This is a genomic window from Paenibacillus sp. RC21 (genome assembly GCF_044907935.1).
GTDB lineage: Bacteria > Bacillota > Bacilli > Paenibacillales > Paenibacillaceae > Paenibacillus > Paenibacillus terrae_A.
In genome coordinates this window covers 854,986-881,948 of record NZ_JBIYCS010000001.1, presented here as the reverse complement: position 1 = coordinate 881,948, position 26,963 = coordinate 854,986, and the positions used below count along the sequence as shown (strand labels likewise).

Sequence of the window (26,963 nt, the reverse complement as noted above, 5' to 3'; positions counted from 1 at the left end):
ACCGATCCCCTTAACCATATAGTTCACAAACCACGGTAATAATGAATTAATGGTGGATATTCATCTTCGTCCGGAGTCATGTGTCTAACAATAAAGTTTTCATCATCTATAAAGTATTCTTTGTTTTTTGTTTGTTCAGGGTCGAAATATTCTTTATCAACTATAACCAACTGTCTATCTTTAAGTTCAGTAGCAAATAATTTATATATAAAATGATAAAAACCCTCAAAAATCTCCTTGTTCTCACGTTCGCTTATATTTTTCATAGGTGTATCTAACATTAAAAACGAAGGAATTTCTATTTCCTTTTTTGCTGCAAGTCGATGAACTGCTAAAGCGAAGCAACATTTGAAAATAGTTTTCTTTCCCCCGCTGCTCAAATTGGAAAAATTCATTACAAATAGATCATCATATCCTATTCTTGCAACATGCGGAATAAAATCAGTTGTATTAATTTCTATTAAATCATCTTGATGGATACCTGGAAAACCTACTTGTTGAAGGTTATCCAAGAAAAACTCTTTGAGTTCCTCTAAGTTTGTCGCATCTTTTTCCGCCTTAGCTCTCGCTTCCTTAAGTTCTCTTTTTAATCTTTCTTCCTCTACATTAAGTTCATCTACTTCTTTATATAGCTGTTCAACCTTTGCTGGTAATGGTAACAGTTTAGCAACGGATTGTATTTTTTCTTCTATAGCACCTACTGCTCGCTCAAGCTTTCTAGCAAGTGCTAAAAATGCTGAATCATATTCGTTTTCAAGTTCAACTAAGTCCTGGTCGATTCTCGATTTTTCCTTTGAAGTGCGCCTTTGCTCAATTTCCATAGCACTTTTTTGTCGTTCAAGTCGTATTAAAGATTCCTGAAGCTCAAGTTGCCGAGTTTTTAAATCAATTTGGAGCAATTCAGTTTCTTCATATTTTTTTTCTTCATTCACTTCTTGGGTACAAAGTTTACAATGGCTAGTTGGTATTTCTCTATCTAACTCTTGTCCGCACTCTGGACATGTGCAGAAAGAAACCCCTTTTAATGAATTCCTTGCAATAGAAGATCGATTCACTTTCATTGAAGTAATATTATATTCATTCTGTAATCTTTTTCTTGTTCGTATTTGTTCCTCAACATCCAGAATAGTACTAGAGAGTTCATGCAAACTTCTCGATAAGGTTATTGCCTTGTTCTTATACTCATCTATTAGATGAACATTATTTTTAGTTACAATGGATTTAATTTCAAGCAAATTAAGCTTTTTCTGTTCTAACTCTATATTTAGCTGTTCTAATTCGGCTAACATCTCGGCCTTTTCTCCGATGTTACTTTCTTTTAGAAAAATATTAATCTGATTAGCAGCCTCATTTTTAGATGACTTGTTTCTTCTTGTTTCATAAAGTTCTCCTTCTAAAAATGCCACATTTTCTTGATGAAACCCGAGTACTAATCTCATTATATCGCGACTTTTATATCGTTTATAATCATGCTCTTCTCTACCTAAATAAAAAAATGAACTATCAATTTCATCTTGACTAAGATAACAGTACCACATAATATCTCTGAAACTTAAACGAATTAACTCAGTGTCCTCTCTTAACTTACTTTTACGTACCTTTGGTGGTTGAATACCACATAAATAAAAAATTAGATCAGATAAATTGTAAACCAAGCTATTCGGAAATAGTGGAAGTGCATCTTTTTTTTGTGATATAGGTACAAGTATGTTCCAGCTTTCTTCTGAATCTGAATCAATCCATGTGACATTTACTTGATTTGAACCTTTATCCCTGTGAAACAATACTTGTCTAAAATTATTAATCATTACTTCTAACTCTGCCCCATTAAATTCTTGTTGTAAAGCGGGTGTCTCAATAAGCTCATTGCCTAAACAAAAGTCAATAAGCTGTAAAATAGTTGATTTACCTGCTCCCATCTTGCCATAAAAATATGTGATTCCCTTAGCAAAAGGAATATTAATTACAGCTTTACGACAATTTAATGAGAGATTTAGTAACTGTATCTTCACAATTAAAACTCCTCAAAAGTTGATGGCTGCTTCAGTTACAGCAATATTCATTAATTCATTCAATTTAGATGCAGATAATTTTACTATATTTGTTTTTATTAATTTACTTTGCCGAATCATCTCGCCAAATATATCTTGCCCTGATAGTTCCAAAACAATTTTTGTTCCCTTATCAGTCATACTGAATTCAATTTTTTTACCATTTAGTTTCCACTTAATCAAACATTTAGATTCCAATATTACAAGTAATCGACGAAAAGTAGAACTCCACGGACTATATCTAAACAAAATCATTTTAGTCTCAATATTATTTTTCTCCGCTTCCGATAATTGAATTGTTTTATTATTGGGAAGATGAGCCAGTGCACGTTCCAGCGCCGCAGGATATCTTAGTAAAAAGTCTAATTTTGAAAGTGTAGATATTTCCAAAAGGGCTGTTGATTTTTTTCCAATTAGTATGTGAATTAAAATCATTAATCTCACTAAATGTAAATCTTCTTGCTCATCAATAGATATCACATATTCAATTAATGATTTACTCACGATTCTTCCATCCTCCGATCGGCTCTTTACTGAACGCAATCTTACATTCGTTTGTTAGTACACCAACTAATCCTTTAAGTATCTCATACGGAGAATGAAAAACATCTTCTTTGCGGTTTTTCGAAATGTCATCAAGTCGATCTTCAATACTTTGTAACATATTAGTACCATAAGGAGCATCAGTCTTCCTGCACCTTGACTTAGCTTCAACAGATTGATTTGTTACTATTTTCCGGATTTGATGATACTCATTTAAATATTTCACTTTATTTTCTGCCCTATGGCTATTTTCAATAAAATAATCTTCAGCAGAAGCTCTCAAATCATCCATAATATCAATATCTTCAACGTCTACAAGGCCACAAGCTAATTTATATCTCATTAGCTGACTGGATTCAGAAGGAGTAATACCTTCCATCGAGCCACGGGTACTAAGAAATACATTACCCTTTACATTATCCTCAACAAGTAATGCTACAGTATGCTTAGTAATCCTTTTAGTATTTATTTCTTCTGCATTCACAATTGTATTTCCACCAATTAATGAAGAATAGTCCTTTACTGCATTTTCAACACGCTTCGAAGAAGCACCATAAATTTTTTCACAAAGAAGGCGATGAATCAATCTCAGTCTTTCAATAGCAAGACCTTCACAAGCTTTTGATTTTCCTATATGATCATTTATCACTTTAGCATCTATATCATCCATTCCCGGACCAGTTTGAACTTCAGTAATTGCTAAAGTACTTAATACTTCAACCATTGACGCTTCAGATTTAAGAATTAAAGATTGAACATGTTTGTTTAAATCTCGGGGAGTAAAGTTCTCACTTTTCCCCTTCTTCACTTGATTCAATAAATTAACAAGACTTTTTCCTGAATCATCATTACGAAAAGGACAATTTGACACAATAATAAACTTTGAAAACCTTTTCGGAAACTTCTTTAACAGCCTTACAAATCTAGTAAGGCTGTTAATAACAGCACTATCACCAATTTCAAAAGCGCCATCTGTTATTTGCCTTGTTTTTATTTGAATTCCATGATAAGTACCATCTTCTTTAACAGCCAAAATGTCTTCATGATGTTCGCAAAATAGTTCTTTATATGGTAAGTTTCCATTATACATTTGAAATGCAACTAGAGCAGTATATGTGTGCTGATACCTAAATCTCTTCTGAGTCTCATCACCAGGATCAGTCTCTGACAAAACTTCGTGCGGAAAACTTTCATGAAAAGAGATTGAATCAATACTTTCACTCAAAAAGCTTCCCTCCTTTTGACTAACCCATTTGCCAAATAGATCTTTTTAAATTAACCACATGCATTATTCTATATATTATATTATTTCCTTTTATTTTACTTTATTTCGATTAATAGGTAGGTTGATTGTAACTTGCACTTAATTAGTATATATCTTCATTAGGGGTTAATTTAATGACGATATTATCATCGTAAAAATGATAAAGAAACTCCTTTTTGATATTTGGCTAATGAGATTAAAACTTTAAGGTGTTACTGAGTTACTCCTCTTAAGCAACAACCCAAGCTTTGGTAGATTTACTGCAAACTATTTTGATTCAAAAAATATAACGCCTTCTCTCCCTTCGTGATAGTAGGAAATATAAGTTCCGTTAATACCTTCTGTAGAATCTTTCATGATAGCCCAGAGTGGTTGAACAACCACTTTGTCAGCCAGTAACATTAATCCAATACTTGCAGATGTCACCTTTACAAGTAACGGTATTTCACCTAGAGAAAGAAGTTTAGTATTAAATTGTTTTGCGAACTGTGAAGCACTCTATTTGAATCCACTTGATGAAACCATAATAGCTACACAATTATCTAAATCCTGTAATGAACGTACCTTTAGCAATAGTTGTTTTATGGTATTTATATTTATTTCATATTATTTTATATTTTTTGACTCTATTATAGCTGTCTTTAATTTCTGTAAGTAACTGGTTATCTAATGTTTTTATGATCCTATCAAAAATTCCACTTTTCAACTCTTGTTTCATCAAGGTATTAGAAAAGTCTTCGACATTCACATATTTCTTTGCTATATCAAATATTTTTTCAAACAATTCACCTGTTTTCTTGATATCTGCCCCTCGGTTATCTAGTTCAATTGTTATTTTTTTAGACTTATTAAAATTTCCCCGTTCATACTCCATTAAAATTAATCTGGGATTATATGTGTACTCAAGGTCAAAGTCAACTTCAAGTTTTTCTAAGAAATCCATGTATTTCTCTTCATTGAAATAATATTTCTTATCTTTAATTTTTATAATCTGCTGATTATTATAAAAATCCTCTTGAAAATAGCCTGGCAGGTAAAAGTTGATATATTTATCAGACTTGTAGTTAAATCTATTTATATAATTGAGAATGTATTCTCTACTTAGTTGTTGGCGATAATCAGCAATAAGTAATCCAAAAGTTATTGGTATATCAGTGTTTTCTCTTTTTTTAATCTCATGTACTAATCTACCGTATTCACCTAATGGCCACATATTACTCATCTCCAGTTTTATTTTAATCAAATAATAATTTTAGGTATATTCTACCACATAAAAAGAGACTTTTGGAGCATTTACCTGAAATCTCTAATGACTATTTTTATTTAAAAACAAACTAAAAATCACTAACTCTAATCCAATTCCTTTCATAGACATAAGCAATTCATTATTTGTTAGGCAATGTGTCTTGTATAGACCGAGCTTTTGATTGGAATTTCTCGACCTTTTCAGCATAGATGGGATTTACCCGATCCCTTAGTCACATTTTTATGTAAATTACTAGATTTTGAAGTGTGTTTTCTGACGTGACCTTAATTAAGTTTTTAAAATCGGCCTTTGAATCGAGATTTGATCTTAAAACCTTTATTCTACCAGATTATCAATTTACTTATGACTATTTCTCTTTGCCCTAGATTTGAAGCAAGCTGTATACAATTTGCATACTTCCCTACTACGCAAAAAACTCACTCCGCATAGTTGAGGAGTAAGCTTAGTAAAGTATTAATCATATTTAATGTACACGTTACTTTTACATTCAACGCACGCTCTAATAATACAACGATATCATTTTTAAGAACTGTAATTACAGGTAATAAATTAGTCAAACCTCTCGTTTCTTCCTCGGTTAAATTGTTAACATCAAATGAATCAAACATTTGTAAGGTTTCTTTAATATTTTTCACTTCCCACGGACTTTCCTATTGCCAGCATATTATTCACTTAATATGTCTCAACCATTAGAAACTACATTCGATTTCACTCCGCCTAGACCAAGTGTGCATAATGTTGTGTAAAATGATTCGTAAAATTAGAAAGGAGTAAATATTAACCGACTGTCTTTCATTTCTTTACAGCTATTAGCTAATAAAATTATTTCTTCAATATGTTTGATTGCATTCACATTGGACAACTGATCTTTTAAACGGTGAAGCTCGGATAATAAATTTTCCATGTCTCGACTCGAAAAAACATCATAACTACTTGTAGAAAGTTCTCCTAAAAAATCGAAATTAAGTTCATCCTGTTGTAAATATTCGTCATTGTGAGTTTCGAATACCTTAGCAAGTTGTTCACCACTAGCTGATTCTAATATGATTTTAAACATTTGATTACCCTCCAAAGTCTAATCCGCCAGGAAATGTATTAACAAGATTACCTTTTTTATCAGAAATAATAGTTATAACATTTGTGGGAGTTCCACCTCTATTAACAGGTAGATTGCCTACCTGATAGCCAACATCAACCTGACGAACATAATTACCTGACGTTTCTGAAACTAAAACAGGTGATTTAACAACATCCTTTGACTGCAACAGCTTTTTAATTTCATCAGGAGAAATAGAAAATTGTGATTTGTTTGATCTATCAACTCCACCATGCTTACTTAAGGCATAATTTAAACCAGAACCTTTCACATTAGCAACACCATTACGCACATTAATTCTCGACTGGACAAGACCTGCAGGTGCAGCCTTATCCATCTTTTTTTGTGGTTTATCAGGTGCTGAGGGTACGGGTTCTGATACAATCTTACCCGAATTTTTAAAATGTTCCTTTGGAATTCTAAACGATCCAGAAGGTAGCTTTAAATTCCTGTTTAACTTAACACCGTGAGAGCTTCTAATGCCTTGAAAATTGTAAGCTATACCACCGATAACAATAAAAGCCGCTTGCCATTTAGGTATGGGCTTTCCTGTCCACAGATTATAACCTTCCATAGCAGCTTTTGTCTGCTCCTGAATATAATCCACTTCTTCGGGTTCAGGAGTTTCTTGGATTTCTCCATTTTTTACAGCTTCTTTATAAGCTTCGGTAGCTTTGGCGGTTTCCTGAGTAATGTAACCTCTTTCGTCGGTGAAATACCATGTATTCCCAAGTGTTATTTTTCCGTACTGGCTATAATCATAAGCTGGCTTATCCTGCGCTGCTCCCTTAGTATTCATCATCCCTATGGAAGCCGCAAGTACAGGAAAACTACCAGCAACTCCGATCATATTTCCCTGTTCAGCGTCTGCTAATCTAAATTTATCCGCATGATGACGAAGTTCTTTCGCAATGGAGTCTGTAAGTGTAACAAAGTCATCCATATTCTTTTGTGAAATGTGAAAGCTGTAGTAGAATTGCTCCTTCGTTATGCCATCCCAAAATCGTTCCATAAACGAAACTTGCCGTAATAACTGACCATTCATTGTAATAGCCGTTTGCTGCGCAAGCTCAAATTGCTTAGATACGGATATAAGTTGTTCAGGTGTCACTTTAATTGTTGTCATAATTTACCTCGGATTAGGTTCGTTAAGACATAATAACATTATTCAAATTTATGGAAAACCTTCTCTGCTCCTAATTGTTATAAGAATAAGACGACTTAATCCCTATGACCTATGACTTATATTTATCAAATACAGTTTCTTCTTAATTATAAAAAGTACCTCTTTAGCTCCTCATCTTCTGCTGAATATTCGTGAAAAATCTATCTTATTTCAGTCAATTCATAATCAAGGTAATCTCCCGTAAATATATTGAGTCTCAAAATCATTACTTCAAACAATAAATGGATACGCTCACGTCTGCGTCCCTTCTCCCTCTCATCTAAATAAAAAACCTCCCGAATAAATAGCGAAATAATCGCTAAAAATAAATAGCGATTATTTCGCTGGGATATTCTTGGTTTGGAGGTGAGTAAGATGTACCAAAGAATCCGAGATTTGCGTGAAGATAGAGATTTGACTCAAACTCAAATAGCTGAATATTTGAATTGTAGTCAGCGAATATATAGCAATTACGAACGCGGTGACGTTGACATTCCCACGAGGATTCTAATCAAACTAGCTGATTTCCATAACACAAGCATAGACTACTTGTTAAACAGAACGAAGCAAAAAAAGCCTTATCCGGCAGAATAGCCCTTTTAGCAATGAAAAAGGTAACTCCACATGAAGGAGCTACCTTTCAAAAATTTTTCTAGTTTATTCATTCTTCTGTATTGTGCCTATATTAAGTCTTCTTTCCCGTCAAATACTTCAATCATCATTAGTGCTCCCATTTTATAACCCTCAATATAAGCTGAAGCGGACAATAAGGAAATTAAAACATCATGTAAATCCGAAAGTTCTTCAATTAATTTGTAATCCTGTTCTGGCAATTTTGTTTTGAGGACTTCCTCAGCATCGGCTATTCTCTGAGAGACCAGTTCGAACTCAGTGTCTTTCGATTTAATTCGTTCACTTGGGTTACATTTTCCGTAATAAAAGTTCTCCAAGATACTCATGATCTACTCCTTCTTGATATGTATTATTAATCCTCTGACTAATTTTAGCGAAATATTCGCTAAAAATCAATAGCGATTATTTCGCTAAGATATTCTTGTTTAGAGGTGAACAAGATGTATCAACGGATTCGAGATTTGCGCGAAGATAAAGATTTAACTCAAACTCAAATGGCCGAGTATCTGAATTGTAGCCAGCGGATATACAGCAACTATGAACGCGGTGATATAGACATTCCAACGGAGATTTTAATTAGACTGGCCAATTTCCACCAAACAAGCACAGACTATTTACTAAATAGAACAAACCAAAAAAAGCCCTACCCCTCAGGATAGAGTTCTAAAATCATCATGACATCTCACATATGAGCATTTTCCGCTACAAAATTATCTGATCCTATTGTTCGGTCGGCATCTTCCGTTCAAGCAATAATTTCATCTTGATATCCAATGGGTAAGGGAACCTCCATAAATGGGGCTCCCTTTTTTTAATAAAATAACATAAATATTTAAAATAGCTCATTTATTAAGCAATTTTTTTGTTACCCAAGTTATAGCTGCATTATTGACATCTTCACCCTGGCCTCCGTGAGGAGCTTTAGAGTTAGACATAAAAATATTTTCTACTCCAGCATGGTTAAGAGCATCTCTAAGTCTCCAACTTTGTTGAATAGATACTAAACTGTCACGTCCTCCATGTGCAATAAACATTGGTGGATCATCTGAAGATACATAATTTATAGGACTTGCCAATTCTGCCAACTTTACTTTTTCCCAATAAGGAGAATCGGTTTGTTTTTTATCCCGAATATCTCTCAGGACTGCCACACCTTGTCCTTCTTTATCAAATCCAAGAAGTTTGGCTTCAGCTGCTCGTGGAGAGTCATGTGTTTCGGCTGCCTCCTCAGGTGATTGCAGGGTTGGGTCCATCTCAGGCCCCATGGTAAACATATCTGTTGGACCGTAAAAATCAACTGTAGCCATTACTTTGCTTGAATACTCAAGATTGCCCCCAACATCACCTTCAAGCTCTTTTATATCACTAGTAACAGCGAGTTCCGTAGCCAGATGTCCACCTGCAGAATTTCCTGCTACTGCAATTTTTTCTGGATCAATACCGTATTCCTTGACATGTGCACGCAGATATCTGATACTGCCCTTAACATCATAAATTGGAGCCGGGAAAATAGCTTCGCTACTTAGCCGATAATCTATGGAAACGAAAGTAATTTTATCCTCTAATACTTTTTTGAAGACTTGGTATGCTGAATCTGTAGCCACTTGATCTGTAGCTCTACCTGTCATTTGTACTGGTCGATTCGGTAGTGCTGCTGTTTCCTTTTTTGCATCTTTAGGAGCATCATCGCCCTGATAGTCCCCTATAAGCCATCCTCCTCCATGAACATACACCAAGACAGGAGTTGCTTCGGTTACACCCTCCGGCTTGAAGATGTTCATTTTTAACTCTCTTTTCTTTCCATCGTCATTAGTTACGGTTGCATACACCACATCTTTATAGGTAGGAGCCATACTAATAACATCTGTAGGAGGACTTTCAGCTGCTACGAAACTTTCCTTTTGTGTGGCAAAAGCCAATGTTGCTAAAAGTGCGAAGGATACCATTCTTAGTTTTTTATTCATACTCTCTCTCCTTGAATAGATTCTCATTTTTTTTCATTCTCGCATTCTATCAGGTTATCTAAAGTTCTTATTAGGAAACTTTGATACAATGCTATTTCATCCTCGCTAAATCCCTTGTAAAAAATCTCTCCGACTTCATCAATAATCTTTTTGTTCAATTCCACTAGATTTTCATTTCTATTCACTACTTTAACTATTGTTTTCCGTTTGTCTGTTTGGCAAGGCATAAAACTGATATGTCCTGCTTTTTCCAACTTAGTTAATATACTCGTTAAAGTTGATTTTTGAAGATTGGTAATCCTTGAGATTTCATGTATAGGTATTTCGTCTTTTGTCCAAAGATAAAACAAAATCCTTGCTTGTGTTGCTGTTAAAGTATCAACCTCAGATTCCCTGTGTTTTCTTGAAACTATTCTAGCCAGCAATGCATCTATTGATGCTGATAAAAAAACAGATCTTCCTTTTATAATTCCCATTTGCACCTCCATTTTCTCAAAAATAGTACCATATCGTACTAAAATTATAGTACGATATGGTACTATTTTCAACATTTATTTTTGAATGTTTGCATTCATTATCTCTTGCGACCTGTAGCTCACCCCAATTAATAGTAGTAAGTACGGCTGGCAAAGGGAGGTCGGCAGTCGATGGAGCCTTAAGGGAGCTTGAGTAAATTCTTCCGCTCCAGCAACAATTTCATCTGAATATCCAATTGGTAGGGCATCGAAATGGGGTCCGTCACAGCAAACTCAGAGTAGTCGGTAATGTAAACCTGATTTTGCTTCGCCGCAGACATTTCCTGCCACCAGCTCATACTGCATAGACGCTCATAACGCTCGGGATCAACTACCGTCACGAACAGATGATTCCCTGCGTAGGATGGTATTTGCTCCTCGGTAATAAGTCGGTAAGCCTGTCGATCAATCAATTCCTTCTGAATGATATCCGGTGCCTGTAACCCAAGCCCGTCATACAGATTATAAGCTCCCCTGCACCAGTAATTACCGAATACATAGATCGAGTCGTCTCGAATTTCCATCGTCGCAAATGTATCCGTGCTCTGAACAATACCGTTTAATTTGGACCTTAGGCGCTGTACCTTACGATTGTATGATCGAATAACCCGTTCCGCTTCGGGACCTTTGCCGAAAGTCTCTGCCAGCTTGCGAAGCAATTCGAACGGCTTATGATCATTTTGCGAAAAAATCTGAGTGGGCGCAATCGTCGACAATGCGTCGTATTCCTCCTGACTCCCGACCAGAATAAACTCCGGCTGCAAATAAGCAATTTCCTGCGGGTCCAGCGGCACGCTGTTAACCTTGTGAATATCCGCACTCAATTTCCGTAGGTAATGATCATTCGATAAATTTTTAGCAACCGCAGCCGGACGTATACCAAGCGCGAGCAAATGACCCAGACAGCTCATCGCACAAATATTGATCGGCTTCTTTCTATGGTTCAGAATGAACTGTCCCGGGGAGACGCCCTCCATCTGCTTAAACCGCCGATTGAAATAGAACTCGTCCCCGTAGCCGACCAGCGCCGCCACCTCCTTCATGCGCTCTCCGCGCAGCAGCATACGCTTGGCATGCTCCATCCTCAAGGTTGTCATGTAACCGGACAGATTTGTTCCCGTCAGCTGCCTAAACCAGTGGGTGAACCTCCGCTTGCTGATCCGCGCCTGGGCCGCAAGCTCATCCACGGTAATCTCTTCGGCATAGCGTCTCTGCAACTGGGCAATAATCTCCAATACATTCGCTTTGGTATTGTGGCTTGCGGTATCCTGCTCAAGAGCGCTTGTTTCTTCTGCAATCATCCCCATCAGTTTTTGGAATTGAATGTGTACCACAATCTGTTCCTTCGTGGCCTGCGCATGGCGGCGTTTTTCGATGGCTTTTATTTTTTGCAGTATGGATCTGTAATCTGGTACGCTCTGCTCCCGTGTTTCCATAAGGGGTTCAAGCGAGCTTCCCGTAGGGCCATGCGGAGAAAAAGCAATCAGCCACAATGACAATACTGTATCGTCGTTTGCTGTGATTTTCACCGTGTATCCCGAATTTATGGCATATGGAACTCCATAGTGCAATGGGTGCTCACTGCCATTGCAGTCGAGTGTCCCTTCCCCTTCTTCAACAACGACTAGCAAACCCGTATCTATATTTTGAAGCGGAATTCTATCCCTACCGGAAAATGTTCTGTGAACTAGTCCATGAAGCTCGAAATAGGTACTGGGAATAGAATAATCGGCTCTGATGTGATTTAGATCCAAAACTTAACGCTCCTTATTTGAGAATGATTATCATTTGGATTCATCATACCTAATACACCTATGAATTTCAATGACTGCTTCTGTTCTTAACAGCCTGATCCTACAAAAAAAACGTCCCATTCTTCCATTGATTACAGCCCTGTCCGGTATTACACTTGGTTTATTGATAATGATTATCAATGACTGCATTTACATACAGGGGGATTGCAATGTTTCGCAACACAGGCAAGTCGACAACCTTTTTCATCTTATGCCTACTTATTTTAGTCACAACAGCTTGCAGCAGTCCGTCTGCACCGTCAGAGAAGAAAAGCGCTACAGCAGGCCAAACGGAGGAAACAGGAACCCATATCGTAACCGACGCTTACGGCAAACAGGTAGAAATTCCGAAATCGCCCAAGCGGATCGTTTACACGGATAATACGGTTGGTGACCTGCTGCTGTTCGGCATCAAGCCTGTCGGTTTGGTTCAGGGGGGTCTGCAATATTCCGTGTATAAGGATGAAGTGAAGGATATCGCAGATATCAGTTGGCCACCCAACATGGAAAAGCTCATTGAGCTGAAGCCGGATCTAATCATCACCTCTACCACGGACGAGAAGTATAACGCGACGTTATCCAAGATCGCTCCCGTCATCCTGACGAATGAATGGGACCCGATGCCCGTCCGTATTAAGCGGATTGGCGACTGGTTCGGCTATGAAAAGCAAGCTGAAGATTTCCTCACCCGTCATAACGCGGATATTGTCAAGATGTGGAAAGCGATGCAGCTGGATGGAACGATCAAGAAAGGCGAAACGGCTTCCGTGTACCAGTATATGGTCGGCCAGAAAAGACTGAGCGTCTACACCACCAGCTATCTGACGACTTTTGTCTACCACAAGGAAGGCTTCCAGCCTACTCCTGCCATTCAGAAAATGATCGAAAACCCGGATGATTACGGCTATGCCAATATTTCTGCCGAGCTGCTTCCCAAGATTTCCGGTGACCGAATCTTTATTGTGTACTTTGATGATGCCGAGCTGGCGGAAGTCAAAAATATGATTAAAGGACCTATTTGGAGCAGTCTGCCCGCAATCAAAGCCGATAAAGTGTATTTCATCCATGGCGGACTAGGCATTACAACAGACCCGCTTGCAAGGGAAGAGCTGATTAAAGAGCTTCCCGTCATTTTAAAGAAGTAATTTTATAACGATCCGATTCAGTTTGGAGGCTAACGATGACAGAATCTCTTGAATTATTTGATGTAACCATTATTGGCGGCGGACCCGCCGGACTATATACTGCTTTTTACAGCGGAATGCGAGAACTGAAAACGAAGATTATAGAAGCTCAGCCAGAGCTGGGCGGACGGGTTCTGACCTATCCGGAGAAAATGATATGGGATGTCGGGGCCATGCCGCCCATTCGCGGCGAGCAACTCATTGCGCAGCTCATCGGACAGGCACGTACGTTTGATCCTGTGATTGTGCTTGGTCAGCGTGTGACGGGCTTTGATCCACAGGTGAATGGCACCATCCTCCTCACGACTCAGAGCGGTGAACAACATCTGACCAGAACGGTCATTCTCGCCATCGGCTATGGCGCTCGCCAAACGGTCAAGCTGGAGCTGGATGGTGCCGACCGCTACGAAGTAACCAACCTGTACTACACTGTGCAGGAGCTGGAACATTTCCGCGGACAACGGGTACTGATTTCGGGCGGGGGCGATTCTGCGGTGGATTGGGCCAATGAGCTGGAGCCAATAGCCGAGAGCGTGACCATCGTGCACCGACGAGATAGCTTCGGCGGTTTGGAACGAAGTGTCACGACGATGAAAAATTCCTCCGTTCGGGTCTGCACGCCTTATACGGTTGAAGCGCTCCATAGCAGCAACGGGACCAGCATTGACAGCGTAACCCTGTCTCATACGGAGACCAATGAGCGTGAGCAGCTAGAGGTCGACGCTGTGATCGTCAATCATGGGATGAAATGCGATTACGGTTCGATACGGGAATGGGGCCTGGACCTTGGTGAATGGAACTTGCAGGTTGGAGAGGGAATGACGACGAACATCCCTGGGGTCTTCGCCGCAGGAGACTTTGTAGCTTACGACAACAAGGTTGAACTGATCGCAGGCACCTTCACCAGTGGCATTCTGGCCCTGAACAGTGCCAAGCTGTATATGGACCCGGAAGCGCCTATTATGGCGTATGTATCCTCCCACAATGAGCGATTTAAAGAGAAGAACCGCGCTTTGGGAGTCATTGAGGAAGAAGCGTAAAACAACCAGGCCCGACATTCGAAAATAAAGTCTTAATCACTACTACTATCAATTGTATTTTGGTTTACTTATCAGCTATTTGATAGAATTCATTAACTCGAAGAAGTATTTTGGTTCATGAGTCTGATAAAGATTGAACCATGAATGTAATGTTTCTGGTGCAAATACATCTAGCACCTTCAATACATGCATCGCAAATTCCAACGGAGCTATTCCTGATGCAGTAACTAAATTCCCATCAGTTACTGCTGGCTCCATTTCATAATATTTGTCTCCAATATAATTAGGACAAATCATTTTCATATATTCCAGATTGTTGCTTGTATGCCTTCTTGAGTCTAGCAATCCCATCTTTGCAAGTCCCACTGTTGCACCACAAATCGCCGCAACAACAGTACCTTCTTTTAAAGATTTAGAAACTTTTTTCAATATAGGTTCGTGAATTGCTTCTATCCAAGTATTACCGCCTGGAAGAACTAAAACATCAGTACTTTCCAAAATACACTCATCAATAGAAATACTAGGTAGTATTTTCAATCCTCCCATTGTAGTAACAGGATTTTTATCAACGCCTACTGCAACCACCTCTAAAGGCGCTAATTCTTTTTTAAAATACCTTCCCGAGTTTAGTTCAGCAATTAAATAACCTACCTCCCAGTCTGACATCGTATCAAATACATAAAGATATACTTTTTTTGTATGCATAATACACACTCCTTTTGTAATTAATTAATCGATATACCCTATTATAAAAAAACTTTACTGACATCTTCCGTCAGTAAAGTTTTTAAACTTGAAAATAATTAATTAACTCATCATGTAAAAACAAATCACTTGATGGGCATATAGATACCATTAAGTGATCTGTTTTATGATGTTGGGCTATTTCACTATCGTACCCATTAATTTAGCATTGGGGAAGGAGATGTTTTAGTACCCAATGCGATTATTGTTCCAACACCTTTTCAAACTCGCCGAACCAATTACTCCAACCATACTTAGCACCTGCGAGTGCTTGATCATTTGAGATTCCGGTTTGTTCGAGATGAAGGTTAACCTTTCCGTCCCCTAAATCCTGTAGCTTCCAGGTAACCGTGTGCTTCTCTCCGCTTTCCCAAGTATAGGACAACCGGTTTGGTGCGTCCACGATAAGCACTTCGCCGTCAATAATTCCATTCCACCATTCGGTCGGCTGCGTGCGAAACTGAAAACGGTGTCCAACGAAGGGCTTAAAATCATTTTCCATGACCCACTTGGCAAGCTTGCTTGAATCGGTTAAGGCGGACCAAACTTTCTTGATCGATGTCGTGAACTGAAAATCCAAGGATAATGTTAAACTCATTCTGCTTCCTCCTCTAATAGTTGGTTCAAGCGCAACATATTCGTACTCCAGAACTTGCTGTAGACAGCCACTCAATCTTGAATTTCTCTGAGTGGAGAGGCGTTTAGCCTGAATCTCGTTTCTATGCCTCTGCTAACAGACGAATCAGTCGGCGCCTAGTTGGATCTGCAATCGCGTCAAACACATCCCGCAACTGGTTGTTCTCGCTCACAACACACTCTCCTAAATATTATTACCAAGGGACAGCCGTTAATTCACACTTCCTTTAAAGGATGTGGCCCTTCGTACGTAGCGCCCACGAGTCGAGAACTCCTTAAATACTCCCCGTCCAAATGGCCCTTGTTGTAGCGGCCAAGGTTGGTGATATAGGCTTCAATCACGCTCATTGGCTCCCGACCTCCCTGCGTCTCTATCCCTGGTCAAAGCTCAACCATCTTTGTTGCGACATTGTTGCAGAACTCGCTGTCATGTTCCACAAAAAGTATCGTTGGCGAATACTCCAGTAGCAGTTCTTCAATTTGCATACGGGAAATGACATCGATGAAATTCAGCGGCTCATCCCAGATATGCAGATGAACCTGCTCGCTCAGGCTTTTGGCAATCAGTACCTTCTTCTTCTGGCCGCCGCTATAAGCGGATAGATCCTTCTCGAATTGCACTCTGGAGAAATCAAGCTTTCTCAGAATAGATTTGAAAAGGCTCTCGTCAATCCCGTTGTCCCGGGCGTAATCTGTCAGACTGCCCTGCAAATGCGAGGTATCTTGGGACACGTAGGATATTTTTAGCTGACTGTCCCTTGTGAAGCTGCCAGTGTAGTCTATATCCACGCCGCAGATGAGTTTGAGGATACTTGATTTTCCGGAGCCATTTTTACCCGAAAGCGCGATTCGCTCCCCCTGTTCAATCGTAAAACTCACGTCTGCACAAACCTGCTTTTCTCCATAAAATATAGTGACCTGTTCAAGCTCAGCAAGCACATTTTTATGATAAGCAAGCTGTGAGATTTCCAGGGTGTCCGAGCTTTCTATATTTTTCAGCAGTTTGGACTTTTCGGTAATCGCCGATTGCTGTCTTTGCTCAATGGATTTAGAACGTTTCATCATCTTGGCAGCCTTATGGCCAATATAGCCTTTATCTACCTTGGAGCCGGAATTTCTGGTTCCGTTTTTGGTTTTTTCCACTTCGTGAGACCAGTTCCCCGTACGCTTGGAAGAATCCGATAGGCGCTTAATGTCTTTTCTAAGCTTCTCGTTCTGTGCAAATTCAAAGTTATCCTGTCTCTTCTTATTCTCCCACCAGCTGGAAAAATCACCTTTTTGAATCTCAATGTTGGTTTTGTTGATGGACAGGATGTGATCCACACAGTTATCCAGAAAGGATCTGTCGTGAGATACCAGAATATATCCGCTTTTGGTATTCAGATAATTACTGACCCATTTTCTAGCATTCATGTCCAGATGATTCGTAGGCTCATCGATCAACAGAAAACTGTTTTCCTTAATAAACAAGGCGGCCAGGAGCACTTTCGTCTGCTCACCGTTTGACAAAGAAGCAAATGGACGATATAGAACGTCTTCATCAACCTTCAGCAACGAGAGCTCACGCATGAATTGCCAGTGAACATAGTCCGGAAAGATTTCGTTGATTACATCCAGCGTATGATCATTCTTGTTTGGCACAGGATACGGAAAGTATTCAAAATTGACATTAGCAGAGATAGCTCCACTGTATTCATGTTTGCCGAGCAGTAACTGAAGAAATGTGGTCTTCCCTCTTCCGTTCCTTCCCGTAAACCCCAGCTTCCAATCGGTGTCGATCTGAAAATTCACGTTTTCGAATATGTTATCGTAGCTGCCCTCATAGGCAAACGTCAGGTTGGTAACATTAATTAATGACATCAAGTTGTCCTCCTGTATAAAAAAAATAAAAGCCGCAAGAAAGTTAATTTCTCGCAGCTCAAATAGATACAGAAAAACCAGCCTCCCAATGGAAGGCAGATGATTAAGGACCTAATGTTTGAGTGAAAAGAAAATGTAACTTTCTTGCTTATAAAGCATAAAACATGCGAAACCAATCGCACTAAATGTTTTATTAGTTTATAGATCAGCAAGAAAATCCTACATTATTCTTCTCAACCCCAATCATTAAAGTAAATGTATATTATCATACCGTTTTATTAAACACAACTCCTCAACATGATACCATGTGGACTTTTTTGAGTGTCTACTTGAAGGGGATATTACCAAAGGACGGTTTTTATATCACTTATACATTTGTACAAAATAGTGAAGGTGCCTTTTTCATCGCACTTATTTTATTCCTTCCATAAATCCCCTGAAGTTTTCAGCGATTTCCTTTGACCTGGTATGGTGCAAATAATGTCCTCCTTCAAATGTCATCACTTTTCCATGTACAGAATTTTTGACTTGCTCTTCATGCAGTGGTAACCATCCTTTAATATCTGTATTATTCGCTTGTAAAAAGAATATAACGGGAAGATTTTTTGGGAATGTTAAATTTTCAGCTGCTTTAAAATTAGAAGAAATATGCTCCATTTCATTCAAGGTCGTGGCATTATTGCCGTTTTTATTCGAAATCATTCTCATTTGTTCTTTGGTTTGATCATCAAATGATAATGAAGCATATGGATCACCACTTAGATTCTTGATCATTCTTAAGAGACCTGATTTTTTAAGAAATTCAAACGTTTTTATTGGGAATTTAACATCCATCCCACCTTGTGTTGGAACACTGCTATCGATTCCGACAAATGCACTCACTTCGTTTGGATATTTGTTCACATAATCCAGTCCGTAAATGCCCGCAATGGAATGGCCCATTAGCGTGTAACGGTCAATATTAAGCTGCTGTAAAGCTTCATGAATTTCACTTACAATATTCTCAGTGCTTCGCTCTTTTTCGGTTTCATCACTTAATCCATAACCGAAAGGCTCAATCACGACAACTTTGTAAAATGGAGATAGTTCATCTACTAGCAGCTTAAAATCAAGAGCTGGTGCTGCTGTTCCATAACCAGGCAGGAGCACGACTGTTTCTTCGCCCTCTCCTTGAATGGTAACATTCATATGTTTCCCATCTACAGGTACTAACTGGCCATAGGGTTCTATTTTTCCTTGCTCCGATTTGTTCGAGATCATATTAACGATAAAAACAATGGCTAGAAAAAGCACTATGGCTATTGCTATAACTCCTATGGATTTAAGTATAATGGTAAGTATTTTTTTCATCATTTATGCACGAGGGGTTTGAGCGACCTTTGAAGCTCGTTATCTACCTGTACTCGTGCCTACCCTCCTTTTTATGGCCTCTCTGTGTTCCACTCTCATCTTCTCCTGACCTCATCTGTTTATTCGGCTACTTTAATATGTGCTGTTAAGGATAGCTTATACGACGAAGATGTACTCCCTATGACGACAATATGAACGGAGTATGAACAAGCAAAAAATGCTGCGACGTCACATGCAAGGAAGCTTACACATGATGCCGTAGCATGGAGAATGCAGTTTAGACCATCCGAATGGTGCCATATGAATCTAACTAATCTGTCGGCGCTATGATTGGCAAGGTGACAATGACGGTCGTTCCTCGGCCGGGCTCGCTTTCCACTCGGATGTCGCCTTGATGAAGCGATACGATCTGTTTAACGATGGCAAGTCCCATACCGCTACCGCCATACTTGCGACTGTGGGAACGATCGGCCTTAAAAAACCGTTCGAATATACGCTTCTGGTCCTCGGGGGAAATACCAATGCCCGTATCGGATATTCGGACTGTCACATTTTTGATATCTTGTTTGATGCTGACGTTAATAATGCCGCCATCCATGGAAAATTTGATGCTATTGCCAATGATGTTCGTCCATACCTGGTTTAATAGATCGTGATCAGCCATTAATTGAACGGCTTTCAAATTGAGGTCGAAACGGATGTTGCGAGCCGACCATTGCGGCTGGATCGCCACGATGACTCGTCTGATCTGTTCATCAAGGCTGAAGGTGATGAGCCGCAGTTGCCGGGACTGTGATTCAAGCAAACTTAGCTTGAGCAGGCTATCGCTCATCTTGGACATTCGACCTGCTTCAGCGATGATAATATCGAGATAACGGCTTCGCTCGTGATCTGCAATATCCACTTGTTTGAGCGCCAAAGCATAACCGGATATCGAGGTGAGCGGCGACTGAACTTCGTGCGACACGTTCGATACAAATTCCTTACGCATCTGTTCAAGTTGCTGCAGATCGTGCATCATTTCTTCGAAGCTGCGAGCCAAGGTACCTAGCTCACCCTTTTGCTTAATATTCAGCTTTACGTTGAAATCTCCCGCTGCTATTCGCTTGGTCGCTGTTGTCAGCTTTTTGATCGGCCTGATCAGGAATATGGCGGCAACCAGGATCAATAAGCTTCCTGCGATCAACGAATAGGTCAAAAAAGTAAGTAACCATTTTACGGCAAAAGTGGAGGAAGGAGACGTGAGCGGCTCCACAAACATCGCTTTCGTTCCCATTTCCGTTTTTAATGGCAGTCCCAAGAGGTTCGTTGCAACAGTACTCGGATTGACTTGAACAACTTCTCCACCCAATACCTTCTTTACTTGATCCATCGTCACAGTCGCAGGATTTTGTCCGTTAAGCGTTCCGTAAGACTGGAACTGACCCGTTTCATCGAAAATTCGAATATGATAGGAATCGAGTTGTTTCATTCCACTTACGAACAAGTTCGCTTCACGTAACGGAATGGTTTCGTAAACCCGGACGATGTCCTGACCAAAGTTAAGTAAGGTGGTTTGCAAATTTTCGTTCAATTTTTCCTCAAACACCCAAAATGTAATTAAAAAAGCAATGATTATGCCCACGATGACGGAGACCAGAAATGTTAGGACAACACGTATATATAAGGATCTGATCATTCGTAAACCTCAAGCCGGTAGCCAAGCCCGCGCACTGTTTCGATCCGAAAATCGGTTGTAGTGGCGAAACGTTCTCGCAGGCGTTTAATATGTACGTCTATCGTTCGATCATCTCCAGCGTAATCAATCCCCCAGATTTGATCAATCAACTGCTCACGCGTATAGACTTGTCCGGGTGTTCCAGCGAGCTTATACAGCAATTCGAACTCCTTGAGCGGCAACGTGAGCGACTCCGTCCCTCTCATCACCTTATAGGTCTGCCGATCAAGGATGACGTTGCCGAACTGAATCGTCTGTGTGGAGCCAATCCGGTATCGTTTCAATAATGCCCTGACACGAGCCGTCAACTCCAACGGATCGAATGGTTTCGTCAAATAATCGTCCGTTCCAAGTTCGAACCCTTTCACTTTCTCCCATGTTTCGCCTCTCGCAGTCAGCATAAGTAACGGAAGATCAGGATTGGCTCTTCTGAGTTCCTTGCATAACGTCCAACCATCCATAATCGGCATCATAATATCGAGCACGACGAGATCGACATGCGTTGAGGCGTAGACGGTCAGTGCTTGCTTGCCGTCCGCGGCTTCGGCTGTTTCGAATCCGTCGTTGCGTAGAAATAAACAGACGAGTTCGCGAATGTTCGCATCATCGTCAGCAACCAGTATAGTAGGCATCCGTTCCCTCTTTCCCTGTTTTCCATCCCATATTGAAGTAACCATTATACTATAAATAAAATTGAATTCCCCCTATTCTTCCTATAATCTTACAGTGTTATTCCTCCTGGTATCCGCGGGCCTCAGGCGGCAAAGTGACAGCAAAAAACACCCTGATGAAGGAAAGAAAACAGTTCCTCCCCGATCAGGGTGTTTTTAATGTGTACTGTTAGGGCCATGCCCCGTTCCTGGATCACCAGCCGATGGCCGCTCCATCGCAGCGGGGGTCCGTGCCGCCGATCCGAAAGCCGCTGTCATCAATCAAAATGGCATGCGCGTGCCCCATGGCTCCGGAAAAATCCTCAACCGGTCCAGGTTCTCAAAATATAGGATCCTATATATCTCACTTATGGCGAATGGAAAATAGAGCTGATTTAAATCGTTCTTCGAATCACGCTTTTGGTTGCTGCCGCCTCAAAAATCGTCTCAATCAGTACCAGCACACGATGCACTTCTTCGCTTTTGATCGCAAGCTCCGCTTTTCCTTCGATGGCAGAGACAAAATTTTCATAAAAGCTTTCTGCTACCGCAGGTATTTTTTCAATTGGAAAATTCAGGGTGGATTCCTCTGACGGTGGCGCCATCGTTTTCGTCAATCCTTGGCCTGCTTGAATCGGTTTTGGTTCCACATGAGCAACATCCGGATTTCGGGTGACGATCTCTCCGCTCAAGTCCCAATCCCGGATCACTGCGGTACCCTCGGTTCCTTTAATATACCAACGCGGCAGCTTTACATAATTGGTCGTACCCACTTCAATGACCGCTGTCAGGCCGTCCTTGAACTCAATAAAGCTGGTAAAGCCGTCATCCACTTCAGTTCCCAAAATATAGCTTAACTTAGCAGCTACGCTTTCTATTTGGCTGTCCGTAATCTGAAGCAGCTGGTCCAACAGATGCACTCCCCAATCCAGTAGCATTCCTCCACCGTACGCCTTCAGTTGCCGCCAGTCACCCGGAATGCCGTTAGCCCCCTGAACCCGCGATTCCACTTGGAAAAGCTCGCCCACGGTCTTCTTGCCGATCATATCTTTGATAATTCGGAAGTCTTCATCCCATCGGCGGTTCTGATGTACCGTAAATACGCGGTTTTCTTTCTTCGCCACCTCGACAATATCCAAGAAATCCGTGCTCGTTATCGTAACCGGCTTTTCGCAAATGACATGTTTTCCGGCTTGCAGTGCCTGGATCGCTATTTCTTTATGAACGTCATTAGGCGTTGCTATCAAAACAATATCCACGGCCTGATCGGCCAGAACGGCCTCCAGACTTTCGTAGGTTTTATAGCCGCCAGCGGCAGCCAGTTCCATTCGGTAATCGACAATATCATATACACCGCCAATGGCAAGCTGCTGAATAGGTTCGATTAATTGAACATGGTAGCTTCCCATGCCTCCATAACCGATAATGACTACATTATATATCCGATTGCCCATTTTCATTTTCCTTTCACTCCTGATTTAAGCCCACCACATATCAAGCGGTTGCTCACGGGTCAAAATCGATTGCAGATTGGTTACTACACGATTAAACCCTTCTTCGACGGACATCAAAGGATCTTCGTGTTTGAGGCTTATTACATATTATACACATAAATCCGCAAAACGCTGATTATGTCGGACCATTTCTACAACCAATAATCCCAATTCATAATGTCATCGTAACTCTCCTTGCGGACTTGTTCAATGCATTTTACTTCCAGACCTGACTTTAAGAATTGACGAGCTTTTCTTTACTGACAAAATAATGATACAGCGCCCCGTACAGGTTGGCGTCGTTGCGGAATTGGCAGGCTACCACCTTGGGATTTGCGATATGCAAAGGATTGGCCTCTTTCACGTCGGCGATCGCCCGCTGAATCCGTTCAATCAGAACGGGCTGCGCGCTGATTCCGCCCCCGATCGCGATAACTTCGGGGTCCAAAATGTACTGCAGATTTAATATTTGAATGGCCAGGTACAGGCAGTATTCATCAAAAATCGCATTGGCCTCTGCGTCCCCTTGCATAATATATTCAAATATCACTTCTCCGTCAGAGGAATCGACTTTCTTGATTTCGGCAATACGGCGGATCATGTTGACCGCAGAGCAATCCAGTCCAAAGTACTGTCCCGTCTTAGTTTCGGGATTGAATTGATGCATGATATAGCTGACTTCTCCGGCGGAGAGATTGACCCCGCGGTGAAGCTTACCGTCAATGATAATACCGCCGCCGATCCCGCTTCCGAGAATTAACACCACGGAATCTTTGGCGTTTTTTACGCTTCCAAGCCAGAGTTCGGCCAGAGCCGCGCTCTTTCCGTCATTTTCGACGAAAGCGTCTATTCCGTATCTTCGTTCGATTTCCTGTTTTAAATTGACCTCGTGCAGAAAAGGCAGAGAACCGCCATGGTAGATGACGCCCCGATCCGCATCGACCGTTCCAGGGCAGCTAAGGGCGATTCCCTTAACCGCAGACAAATCATGCCCATCTATAATGGAACACAATTTATCCATAAATCCTGCTAAATGTACTCTAGGTGTTGATTGTCTGCCTTTAGTCACGATCGTTCCAGCTGAATCCATCAGCGCATATTTTATAAAGGTGCCTCCTATATCGATTGCAAGATACATAAGCATTCTCCTATCCTGTTGTTGTTACAAGAGATGGGACCTCTCCCTCCGGGGAGCAACTCCATCTCTTATACCAGTATTTTTACACTTGAGCTCTTCTAGCCTCCAATTCGGCCACAATTTCATCATGAGGCTTATCCCACCTGTAGATAAAGACCATGATCAGAATCGACAATACACTGAAGACAATCGGCAGCCAAATGTAGTTAAGCGTAATCATCTGCAATGCAGAATCGGTTTGCTTTTGTTTGGCGCCATTCCGGAGCCAAGCTTGATCCCGATACCGGCAGCCGAGACAAGAATACCTTGGGCGCGGATACCCGATTTCCATTCGCCGTAATCAACCGTATCTGCCATAAGGGCAAACAGCAATCCGCCTGGGAGTCCCAAACCGATACCGCCGACGATCGTTCCCAAGATGATCATGGCGACATTGTGTCCACCCACATAGATAATGAGCTGCCCGATAATATTGATGCCAATACCTGTGATAATCAGCGATTTTTTACTGAACCGTTTGGACAAGAAAGGAACCGCCAGCATTCCGAGCACCGTTACCATCGACAGCGTGTTTACCAAGGAAACGATTTCAGGTTTCTCTAAGGTGTATGTCATGTAATAAATGCCTGCGGAGAGCTTCATGATATACATCAGGAAAAAGACGATACCGAGCAGAGAAACGGCCATCCACGGACGATTTCCTTTGATCGCTTTCAGACTTTCCTTCACAGAAAGGCTTTGGTCCTGTCCGGCGATGTTCTGCACACGCTCTCTGGTGTTCAGGAATGTGACGATGAACAGGATCAATCCCACAATAGCGAAGAGCGTCATCGTATAGAAGAAGCCTTTTTGCTGATTCCCAGCACCCAAGTAGGCGACCAGAGGCAGCAGCGTGAGGTTAACGATCAAGCCGCCAACCTGTCCACCAATCATACGGAACGTATTGGCCACGGTTCTCTCCTGGACATCGCTCGACATGCTTGGCAACATCGTCGTCAGTGGATTATTGACAGCCGCATACAGCACGTTCGCCGCGATGTAAAAAATGTAAGCGTATGCAAGTTTGCCGGAAGCGCTTAATTCTGGCCCCATAAAGAGCAGTATGGAAACGATTGCAAAAGGAAAGCTGGACCAGAGAATCCAGGGTCTTGATTTCCCCCATTTTGTATTGGTCCTGTCAATCAGTACCCCGAAGATCGGGCTGTCGATCATGTCGACGAATCTGGCGATCAGCATCAGCGTACCGACCGCAGCCGCCCCGAGTCCATACACGTCCGTAAAGTAAAAGGTCAAGTAGGTCGTAATAACTGTGTAAATCAAGTTGGAACCCGCATCCCCTAAACCGTAACTTACTTTCTCCAACAAAGACAATTTCTGATTTGAGCTTACAGCCTGCTTACCCTTCTTCAGGTCTGCTTCTACCACTGCCATTTTACATCCCCCCTAAAAGCGTTTTCAAATCTTCTTAACATTAGAGCTTGATTAAAACCTTGCCCCAACTCGGAAAGCGTTTTATTTGTTTACAGTTTAAATATATTTGTTCATGATTTATGGTATTATTTAAGGAGAAGTTGTAATTTTATATTTTTTTTATGGAGAGGAACACCATGAACCCATCTCAAAGAGACCTAGAAACCCTCTGCAAGCTCGTCTATAACGCGACCCATATTCCGATCTTCTTTATAAAAAAAGGCTGGGAAAGATCCCAGACCTTCAGCAATAATTATTCTTCTCTGATGGTCCGGGAGACGCTGCCTCAGACATTGATTGACCACTTATTCTCCCTGAATTTGAGCAAGCCGGTACAGATGGTTTATATCAATAACCGTGAGGACATTATTGCCATGCTCCCCCATCCAGAGCATGAGAATGAACGGATCATTCTGTGGCCGCATGCCGAAAAATATGTCTCGACAAACACTTTGATTGAGCCATTCGAACAGCAGGATGCTTTTGATACGAACCAGCTGTTTAATACCGCGATCCTGCTGCATCATCTGTTCTACAACGAAACCTTGTCCTTAAATAAGGTCAAACAGGATAACGAGAACCTGAATCCTTCCCTAATCTCTGAATTGATTGAACTCAAAATTATCGAGCAGCGGGAGAACAGCGATTACCACAGCTCCTTTCTGGCCGAGAGGAAGATCTGGGAGCATCTTAAAACCGGAAATATTGAAAAAATGCTGTATTACATGAAGCTGCATTCCCAGGAAGGCAGCTACGGAACCTTGTCCAAAAAAGACTCCTTGCGGAACAAGAAAAATCTTCTGATTACAGCAGTGACCCTGGCGACCCGAGCGGCCATCGAGGGCGGACTCTACCCGGAAATCGCCTATAACCTGAGCGATGCCTATATCCAGCATATCGAAGAGCTAAAGAAGATCGATTCCATCACCAAGATGCTGGAAGAGATTTTGCCCGATTTTGCCGAACGGGTCACCAAAGCCAACCGCTCCAGCTTCTCGAAGACGATCCTGCTATGTCAGGACTATATCTTCAACCACCTGCATGAACACTTGACGCTGGAATCCTTGGCCAAGCAGCTGCGGATCAGCCCCTCCTATCTGTCCAACAAGTTTAAGGAAGAGACGGGGGAGACCCTAAAAGCCTATATCCAGCGCCAAAAAATCGAAGAGGCCAAGAATCTCATCGTCTACTCTGACCTATCGATTAGCGAAATCTATTCCCTGCTCAACTTTCACGATCAAAGCTATTTCACTAAGGTATTCAAAAAAATCACGGGCCTGACTCCCAAGCAGTATAAGAATAATTTGATTATTCAGCAGAGTTGAATAAAAGAGAACGAAACCGCACAAAAGCTGACAACCGATATTACACCCGTTCTTCATACAGAATT

At 41.0% G+C, this 26,963-nt stretch carries 25 protein-coding genes and 2 pseudogenes; 5 read left to right on the top strand and 22 right to left on the bottom strand.

Translation table 11 applies throughout. The features are described from left to right. Positions 1–23: 23 nt before the first annotated feature. The 7 genes from ABIA61_RS03895 to ABIA61_RS03865 form a co-directional block, all read right to left on the bottom strand. The gene (locus ABIA61_RS03895; protein WP_404580322.1) at positions 24–2,012 is read right to left on the bottom strand and encodes an AAA family ATPase; all 1,989 of its coding nucleotides are present in this window, start codon (positions 2,010–2,012) and stop codon (positions 24–26) included. Between the two features lie 12 nt (positions 2,013–2,024). Continuing rightward, positions 2,025–2,555: a hypothetical protein gene (locus ABIA61_RS03890; protein ID WP_404580321.1), complete on the bottom strand. Its 531-nt coding sequence runs from the start codon at positions 2,553–2,555 to the stop codon at positions 2,025–2,027. After that, on the bottom strand, positions 2,548–3,819 hold the full coding sequence (locus ABIA61_RS03885) for a dsDNA nuclease domain-containing protein (protein WP_404580320.1): 1,272 nt from the start codon (positions 3,817–3,819) through the stop codon (positions 2,548–2,550). Before ABIA61_RS03885 ends, ABIA61_RS03890 begins: the two co-directional genes overlap by 8 nt. A 640-nt stretch (positions 3,820–4,459) precedes the next feature. Continuing rightward, entirely contained in the window at positions 4,460–5,071 is a 612-nt protein-coding gene (locus ABIA61_RS03880; RefSeq protein ID WP_404580319.1) for a hypothetical protein, read from the bottom strand. 470 nt (positions 5,072–5,541) lie between these two features. Continuing rightward, the gene (locus ABIA61_RS03875) at positions 5,542–5,760 is read right to left on the bottom strand and encodes a hypothetical protein (protein ID WP_404580318.1); all 219 of its coding nucleotides are present in this window, start codon (positions 5,758–5,760) and stop codon (positions 5,542–5,544) included. A gap of 125 nt (positions 5,761–5,885) precedes the next feature. Beyond that, the gene (locus tag ABIA61_RS03870; protein ID WP_404580317.1) at positions 5,886–6,182 is read right to left on the bottom strand and encodes a hypothetical protein; all 297 of its coding nucleotides are present in this window, start codon (positions 6,180–6,182) and stop codon (positions 5,886–5,888) included. A gap of 4 nt (positions 6,183–6,186) precedes the next feature. Further along, positions 6,187–7,347: a WXG100 family type VII secretion target gene (locus ABIA61_RS03865; RefSeq protein ID WP_404580316.1), complete on the bottom strand. Its 1,161-nt coding sequence runs from the start codon at positions 7,345–7,347 to the stop codon at positions 6,187–6,189. A 414-nt stretch (positions 7,348–7,761) separates the two neighbouring features. Between ABIA61_RS03865 and ABIA61_RS03860 the strand changes: the two genes are divergently transcribed. Further along, positions 7,762–7,980: a helix-turn-helix domain-containing protein gene (locus tag ABIA61_RS03860; RefSeq protein ID WP_149095020.1), complete on the top strand. Its 219-nt coding sequence runs from the start codon at positions 7,762–7,764 to the stop codon at positions 7,978–7,980. An 86-nt stretch (positions 7,981–8,066) separates the two neighbouring features. Here the strand turns inward: ABIA61_RS03860 and ABIA61_RS03855 are convergent, their stop codons facing one another. Beyond that, positions 8,067–8,345, bottom strand: a complete 279-nt coding sequence (locus ABIA61_RS03855) for a DUF6809 family protein (RefSeq protein ID WP_404580315.1) — start codon at positions 8,343–8,345, stop codon at positions 8,067–8,069. A gap of 114 nt (positions 8,346–8,459) precedes the next feature. Between ABIA61_RS03855 and ABIA61_RS03850 the strand changes: the two genes are divergently transcribed. Then, positions 8,460–8,678 (top strand): helix-turn-helix domain-containing protein, encoded by a 219-nt coding sequence (locus ABIA61_RS03850; RefSeq protein ID WP_025718959.1) that lies wholly within the window; start codon positions 8,460–8,462, stop codon positions 8,676–8,678. A 183-nt stretch (positions 8,679–8,861) separates the two neighbouring features. On the opposite strand, the gene ABIA61_RS03845 is transcribed toward ABIA61_RS03850, so the two are convergent. The 3 genes from ABIA61_RS03845 to ABIA61_RS03835 form a co-directional block, all read right to left on the bottom strand. Then, positions 8,862–9,983: an alpha/beta hydrolase fold domain-containing protein gene (locus ABIA61_RS03845; RefSeq protein WP_404580314.1), complete on the bottom strand. Its 1,122-nt coding sequence runs from the start codon at positions 9,981–9,983 to the stop codon at positions 8,862–8,864. A gap of 23 nt (positions 9,984–10,006) precedes the next feature. Beyond that, positions 10,007–10,459 (bottom strand): MarR family winged helix-turn-helix transcriptional regulator, encoded by a 453-nt coding sequence (locus ABIA61_RS03840; RefSeq protein ID WP_013310254.1) that lies wholly within the window; start codon positions 10,457–10,459, stop codon positions 10,007–10,009. 179 nt (positions 10,460–10,638) lie between these two features. Next, positions 10,639–12,252, bottom strand: coding sequence for a helix-turn-helix domain-containing protein (locus tag ABIA61_RS03835; protein ID WP_404580313.1), 1,614 nt, complete (start codon positions 12,250–12,252; stop codon positions 10,639–10,641). Between the two features lie 209 nt (positions 12,253–12,461). On the opposite strand from ABIA61_RS03835, the gene ABIA61_RS03830 reads away from it, so the two are divergent. Together ABIA61_RS03830 and ABIA61_RS03825 are read left to right on the top strand one after the other, a co-directional pair. Continuing rightward, positions 12,462–13,436 carry an ABC transporter substrate-binding protein gene (locus tag ABIA61_RS03830; protein ID WP_404521860.1) on the top strand — a complete coding sequence of 325 codons (975 nt, stop codon included), beginning with the start codon at positions 12,462–12,464 and terminating at the stop codon, positions 13,434–13,436. Positions 13,437–13,471: 35 nt separating this feature from the next. Further along, positions 13,472–14,515 (top strand): NAD(P)/FAD-dependent oxidoreductase, encoded by a 1,044-nt coding sequence (locus tag ABIA61_RS03825; protein ID WP_283655968.1) that lies wholly within the window; start codon positions 13,472–13,474, stop codon positions 14,513–14,515. Between the two features lie 75 nt (positions 14,516–14,590). Here ABIA61_RS03825 and ABIA61_RS03820 read toward each other — a convergent pair whose 3' ends face one another. The 11 genes and pseudogenes from ABIA61_RS03820 to ABIA61_RS03770 form a co-directional block, all read right to left on the bottom strand. After that, a complete protein-coding gene (locus tag ABIA61_RS03820; RefSeq protein ID WP_283655967.1) occupies positions 14,591–15,220 on the bottom strand; it encodes a type 1 glutamine amidotransferase family protein in 630 nt (209 codons plus the stop codon). 241 nt (positions 15,221–15,461) lie between these two features. Next, positions 15,462–15,857 (bottom strand): SRPBCC family protein, encoded by a 396-nt coding sequence (locus tag ABIA61_RS03815; RefSeq protein WP_283655966.1) that lies wholly within the window; start codon positions 15,855–15,857, stop codon positions 15,462–15,464. Further along, a pseudogene (locus tag ABIA61_RS03810) lies at positions 15,854–16,068 on the bottom strand (hypothetical protein). The gene ABIA61_RS03815 and the pseudogene ABIA61_RS03810 overlap by 4 nt, the downstream one beginning before the upstream one ends. A gap of 208 nt (positions 16,069–16,276) precedes the next feature. Further along, positions 16,277–17,755: an Lsa family ABC-F type ribosomal protection protein gene (locus ABIA61_RS03805; RefSeq protein WP_404580312.1), complete on the bottom strand. Its 1,479-nt coding sequence runs from the start codon at positions 17,753–17,755 to the stop codon at positions 16,277–16,279. 411 nt (positions 17,756–18,166) lie between these two features. Next, positions 18,167–19,108: an alpha/beta hydrolase gene (locus ABIA61_RS03800; protein ID WP_283655965.1), complete on the bottom strand. Its 942-nt coding sequence runs from the start codon at positions 19,106–19,108 to the stop codon at positions 18,167–18,169. Between the two features lie 307 nt (positions 19,109–19,415). After that, the gene (locus tag ABIA61_RS03795; protein WP_283655964.1) at positions 19,416–20,783 is read right to left on the bottom strand and encodes a sensor histidine kinase; all 1,368 of its coding nucleotides are present in this window, start codon (positions 20,781–20,783) and stop codon (positions 19,416–19,418) included. After that, on the bottom strand, positions 20,780–21,454 hold the full coding sequence (locus ABIA61_RS03790) for a response regulator transcription factor (RefSeq protein ID WP_404518991.1): 675 nt from the start codon (positions 21,452–21,454) through the stop codon (positions 20,780–20,782). The genes ABIA61_RS03795 and ABIA61_RS03790 overlap by 4 nt, the downstream gene beginning before the upstream one ends. 413 nt (positions 21,455–21,867) lie before the next feature. After that, positions 21,868–22,932 carry a Gfo/Idh/MocA family protein gene (locus ABIA61_RS03785; RefSeq protein ID WP_283655962.1) on the bottom strand — a complete coding sequence of 355 codons (1,065 nt, stop codon included), beginning with the start codon at positions 22,930–22,932 and terminating at the stop codon, positions 21,868–21,870. Positions 22,933–22,950: 18 nt separating this feature from the next. Further along, positions 22,951–23,117 (bottom strand): annotated as a pseudogene (locus ABIA61_RS03780) (sugar phosphate isomerase/epimerase); the annotation flags it as partial. 83 nt (positions 23,118–23,200) lie between these two features. Then, positions 23,201–24,103: an ROK family protein gene (locus ABIA61_RS03775; RefSeq protein WP_404518992.1), complete on the bottom strand. Its 903-nt coding sequence runs from the start codon at positions 24,101–24,103 to the stop codon at positions 23,201–23,203. Positions 24,104–24,319: 216 nt separating this feature from the next. Then, positions 24,320–25,534, bottom strand: coding sequence for a glycoside-pentoside-hexuronide (GPH):cation symporter (locus ABIA61_RS03770; protein ID WP_404580311.1), 1,215 nt, complete (start codon positions 25,532–25,534; stop codon positions 24,320–24,322). Between the two features lie 176 nt (positions 25,535–25,710). Here ABIA61_RS03770 and ABIA61_RS03765 point away from each other — a divergent pair, with 176 nt between their 5' ends. Further along, the gene (locus ABIA61_RS03765; RefSeq protein ID WP_404518995.1) at positions 25,711–26,898 is read left to right on the top strand and encodes a helix-turn-helix domain-containing protein; all 1,188 of its coding nucleotides are present in this window, start codon (positions 25,711–25,713) and stop codon (positions 26,896–26,898) included. Positions 26,899–26,963: the final 65 nt, after the last annotated feature.

Coding starts and splice junctions, on each gene's coding strand:
- ABIA61_RS03880 (WP_404580319.1), bottom strand. CDS start 5,071: ATGTGGCCATTAGGTGAATACGGTAGATTAGTACATGAGATTAAAAAA.
- ABIA61_RS03870 (WP_404580317.1), bottom strand. CDS start 6,182: ATGTTTAAAATCATATTAGAATCAGCTAGTGGTGAACAACTTGCTAAG.
- ABIA61_RS03865 (WP_404580316.1), bottom strand. CDS start 7,347: ATGACAACAATTAAAGTGACACCTGAACAACTTATATCCGTATCTAAG.
- ABIA61_RS03860 (WP_149095020.1), top strand. CDS start 7,762: ATGTACCAAAGAATCCGAGATTTGCGTGAAGATAGAGATTTGACTCAA.
- ABIA61_RS03855 (WP_404580315.1), bottom strand. CDS start 8,345: ATGAGTATCTTGGAGAACTTTTATTACGGAAAATGTAACCCAAGTGAA.
- ABIA61_RS03850 (WP_025718959.1), top strand. CDS start 8,460: ATGTATCAACGGATTCGAGATTTGCGCGAAGATAAAGATTTAACTCAA.
- ABIA61_RS03845 (WP_404580314.1), bottom strand. CDS start 9,983: ATGAATAAAAAACTAAGAATGGTATCCTTCGCACTTTTAGCAACATTG.
- ABIA61_RS03840 (WP_013310254.1), bottom strand. CDS start 10,459: ATGGGAATTATAAAAGGAAGATCTGTTTTTTTATCAGCATCAATAGAT.
- ABIA61_RS03830 (WP_404521860.1), top strand. CDS start 12,462: ATGTTTCGCAACACAGGCAAGTCGACAACCTTTTTCATCTTATGCCTA.
- ABIA61_RS03825 (WP_283655968.1), top strand. CDS start 13,472: ATGACAGAATCTCTTGAATTATTTGATGTAACCATTATTGGCGGCGGA.
- ABIA61_RS03820 (WP_283655967.1), bottom strand. CDS start 15,220: ATGCATACAAAAAAAGTATATCTTTATGTATTTGATACGATGTCAGAC.
- ABIA61_RS03815 (WP_283655966.1), bottom strand. CDS start 15,857: ATGAGTTTAACATTATCCTTGGATTTTCAGTTCACGACATCGATCAAG.
- ABIA61_RS03805 (WP_404580312.1), bottom strand. CDS start 17,755: ATGTCATTAATTAATGTTACCAACCTGACGTTTGCCTATGAGGGCAGC.
- ABIA61_RS03800 (WP_283655965.1), bottom strand. CDS start 19,108: ATGATGAAAAAAATACTTACCATTATACTTAAATCCATAGGAGTTATA.
- ABIA61_RS03795 (WP_283655964.1), bottom strand. CDS start 20,783: ATGATCAGATCCTTATATATACGTGTTGTCCTAACATTTCTGGTCTCC.
- ABIA61_RS03790 (WP_404518991.1), bottom strand. CDS start 21,454: ATGCCTACTATACTGGTTGCTGACGATGATGCGAACATTCGCGAACTC.
- ABIA61_RS03785 (WP_283655962.1), bottom strand. CDS start 22,932: ATGAAAATGGGCAATCGGATATATAATGTAGTCATTATCGGTTATGGA.
- ABIA61_RS03775 (WP_404518992.1), bottom strand. CDS start 24,103: ATGTATCTTGCAATCGATATAGGAGGCACCTTTATAAAATATGCGCTG.
- ABIA61_RS03770 (WP_404580311.1), bottom strand. CDS start 25,534: ATGGCAGTGGTAGAAGCAGACCTGAAGAAGGGTAAGCAGGCTGTAAGC.
- ABIA61_RS03765 (WP_404518995.1), top strand. CDS start 25,711: ATGAACCCATCTCAAAGAGACCTAGAAACCCTCTGCAAGCTCGTCTAT.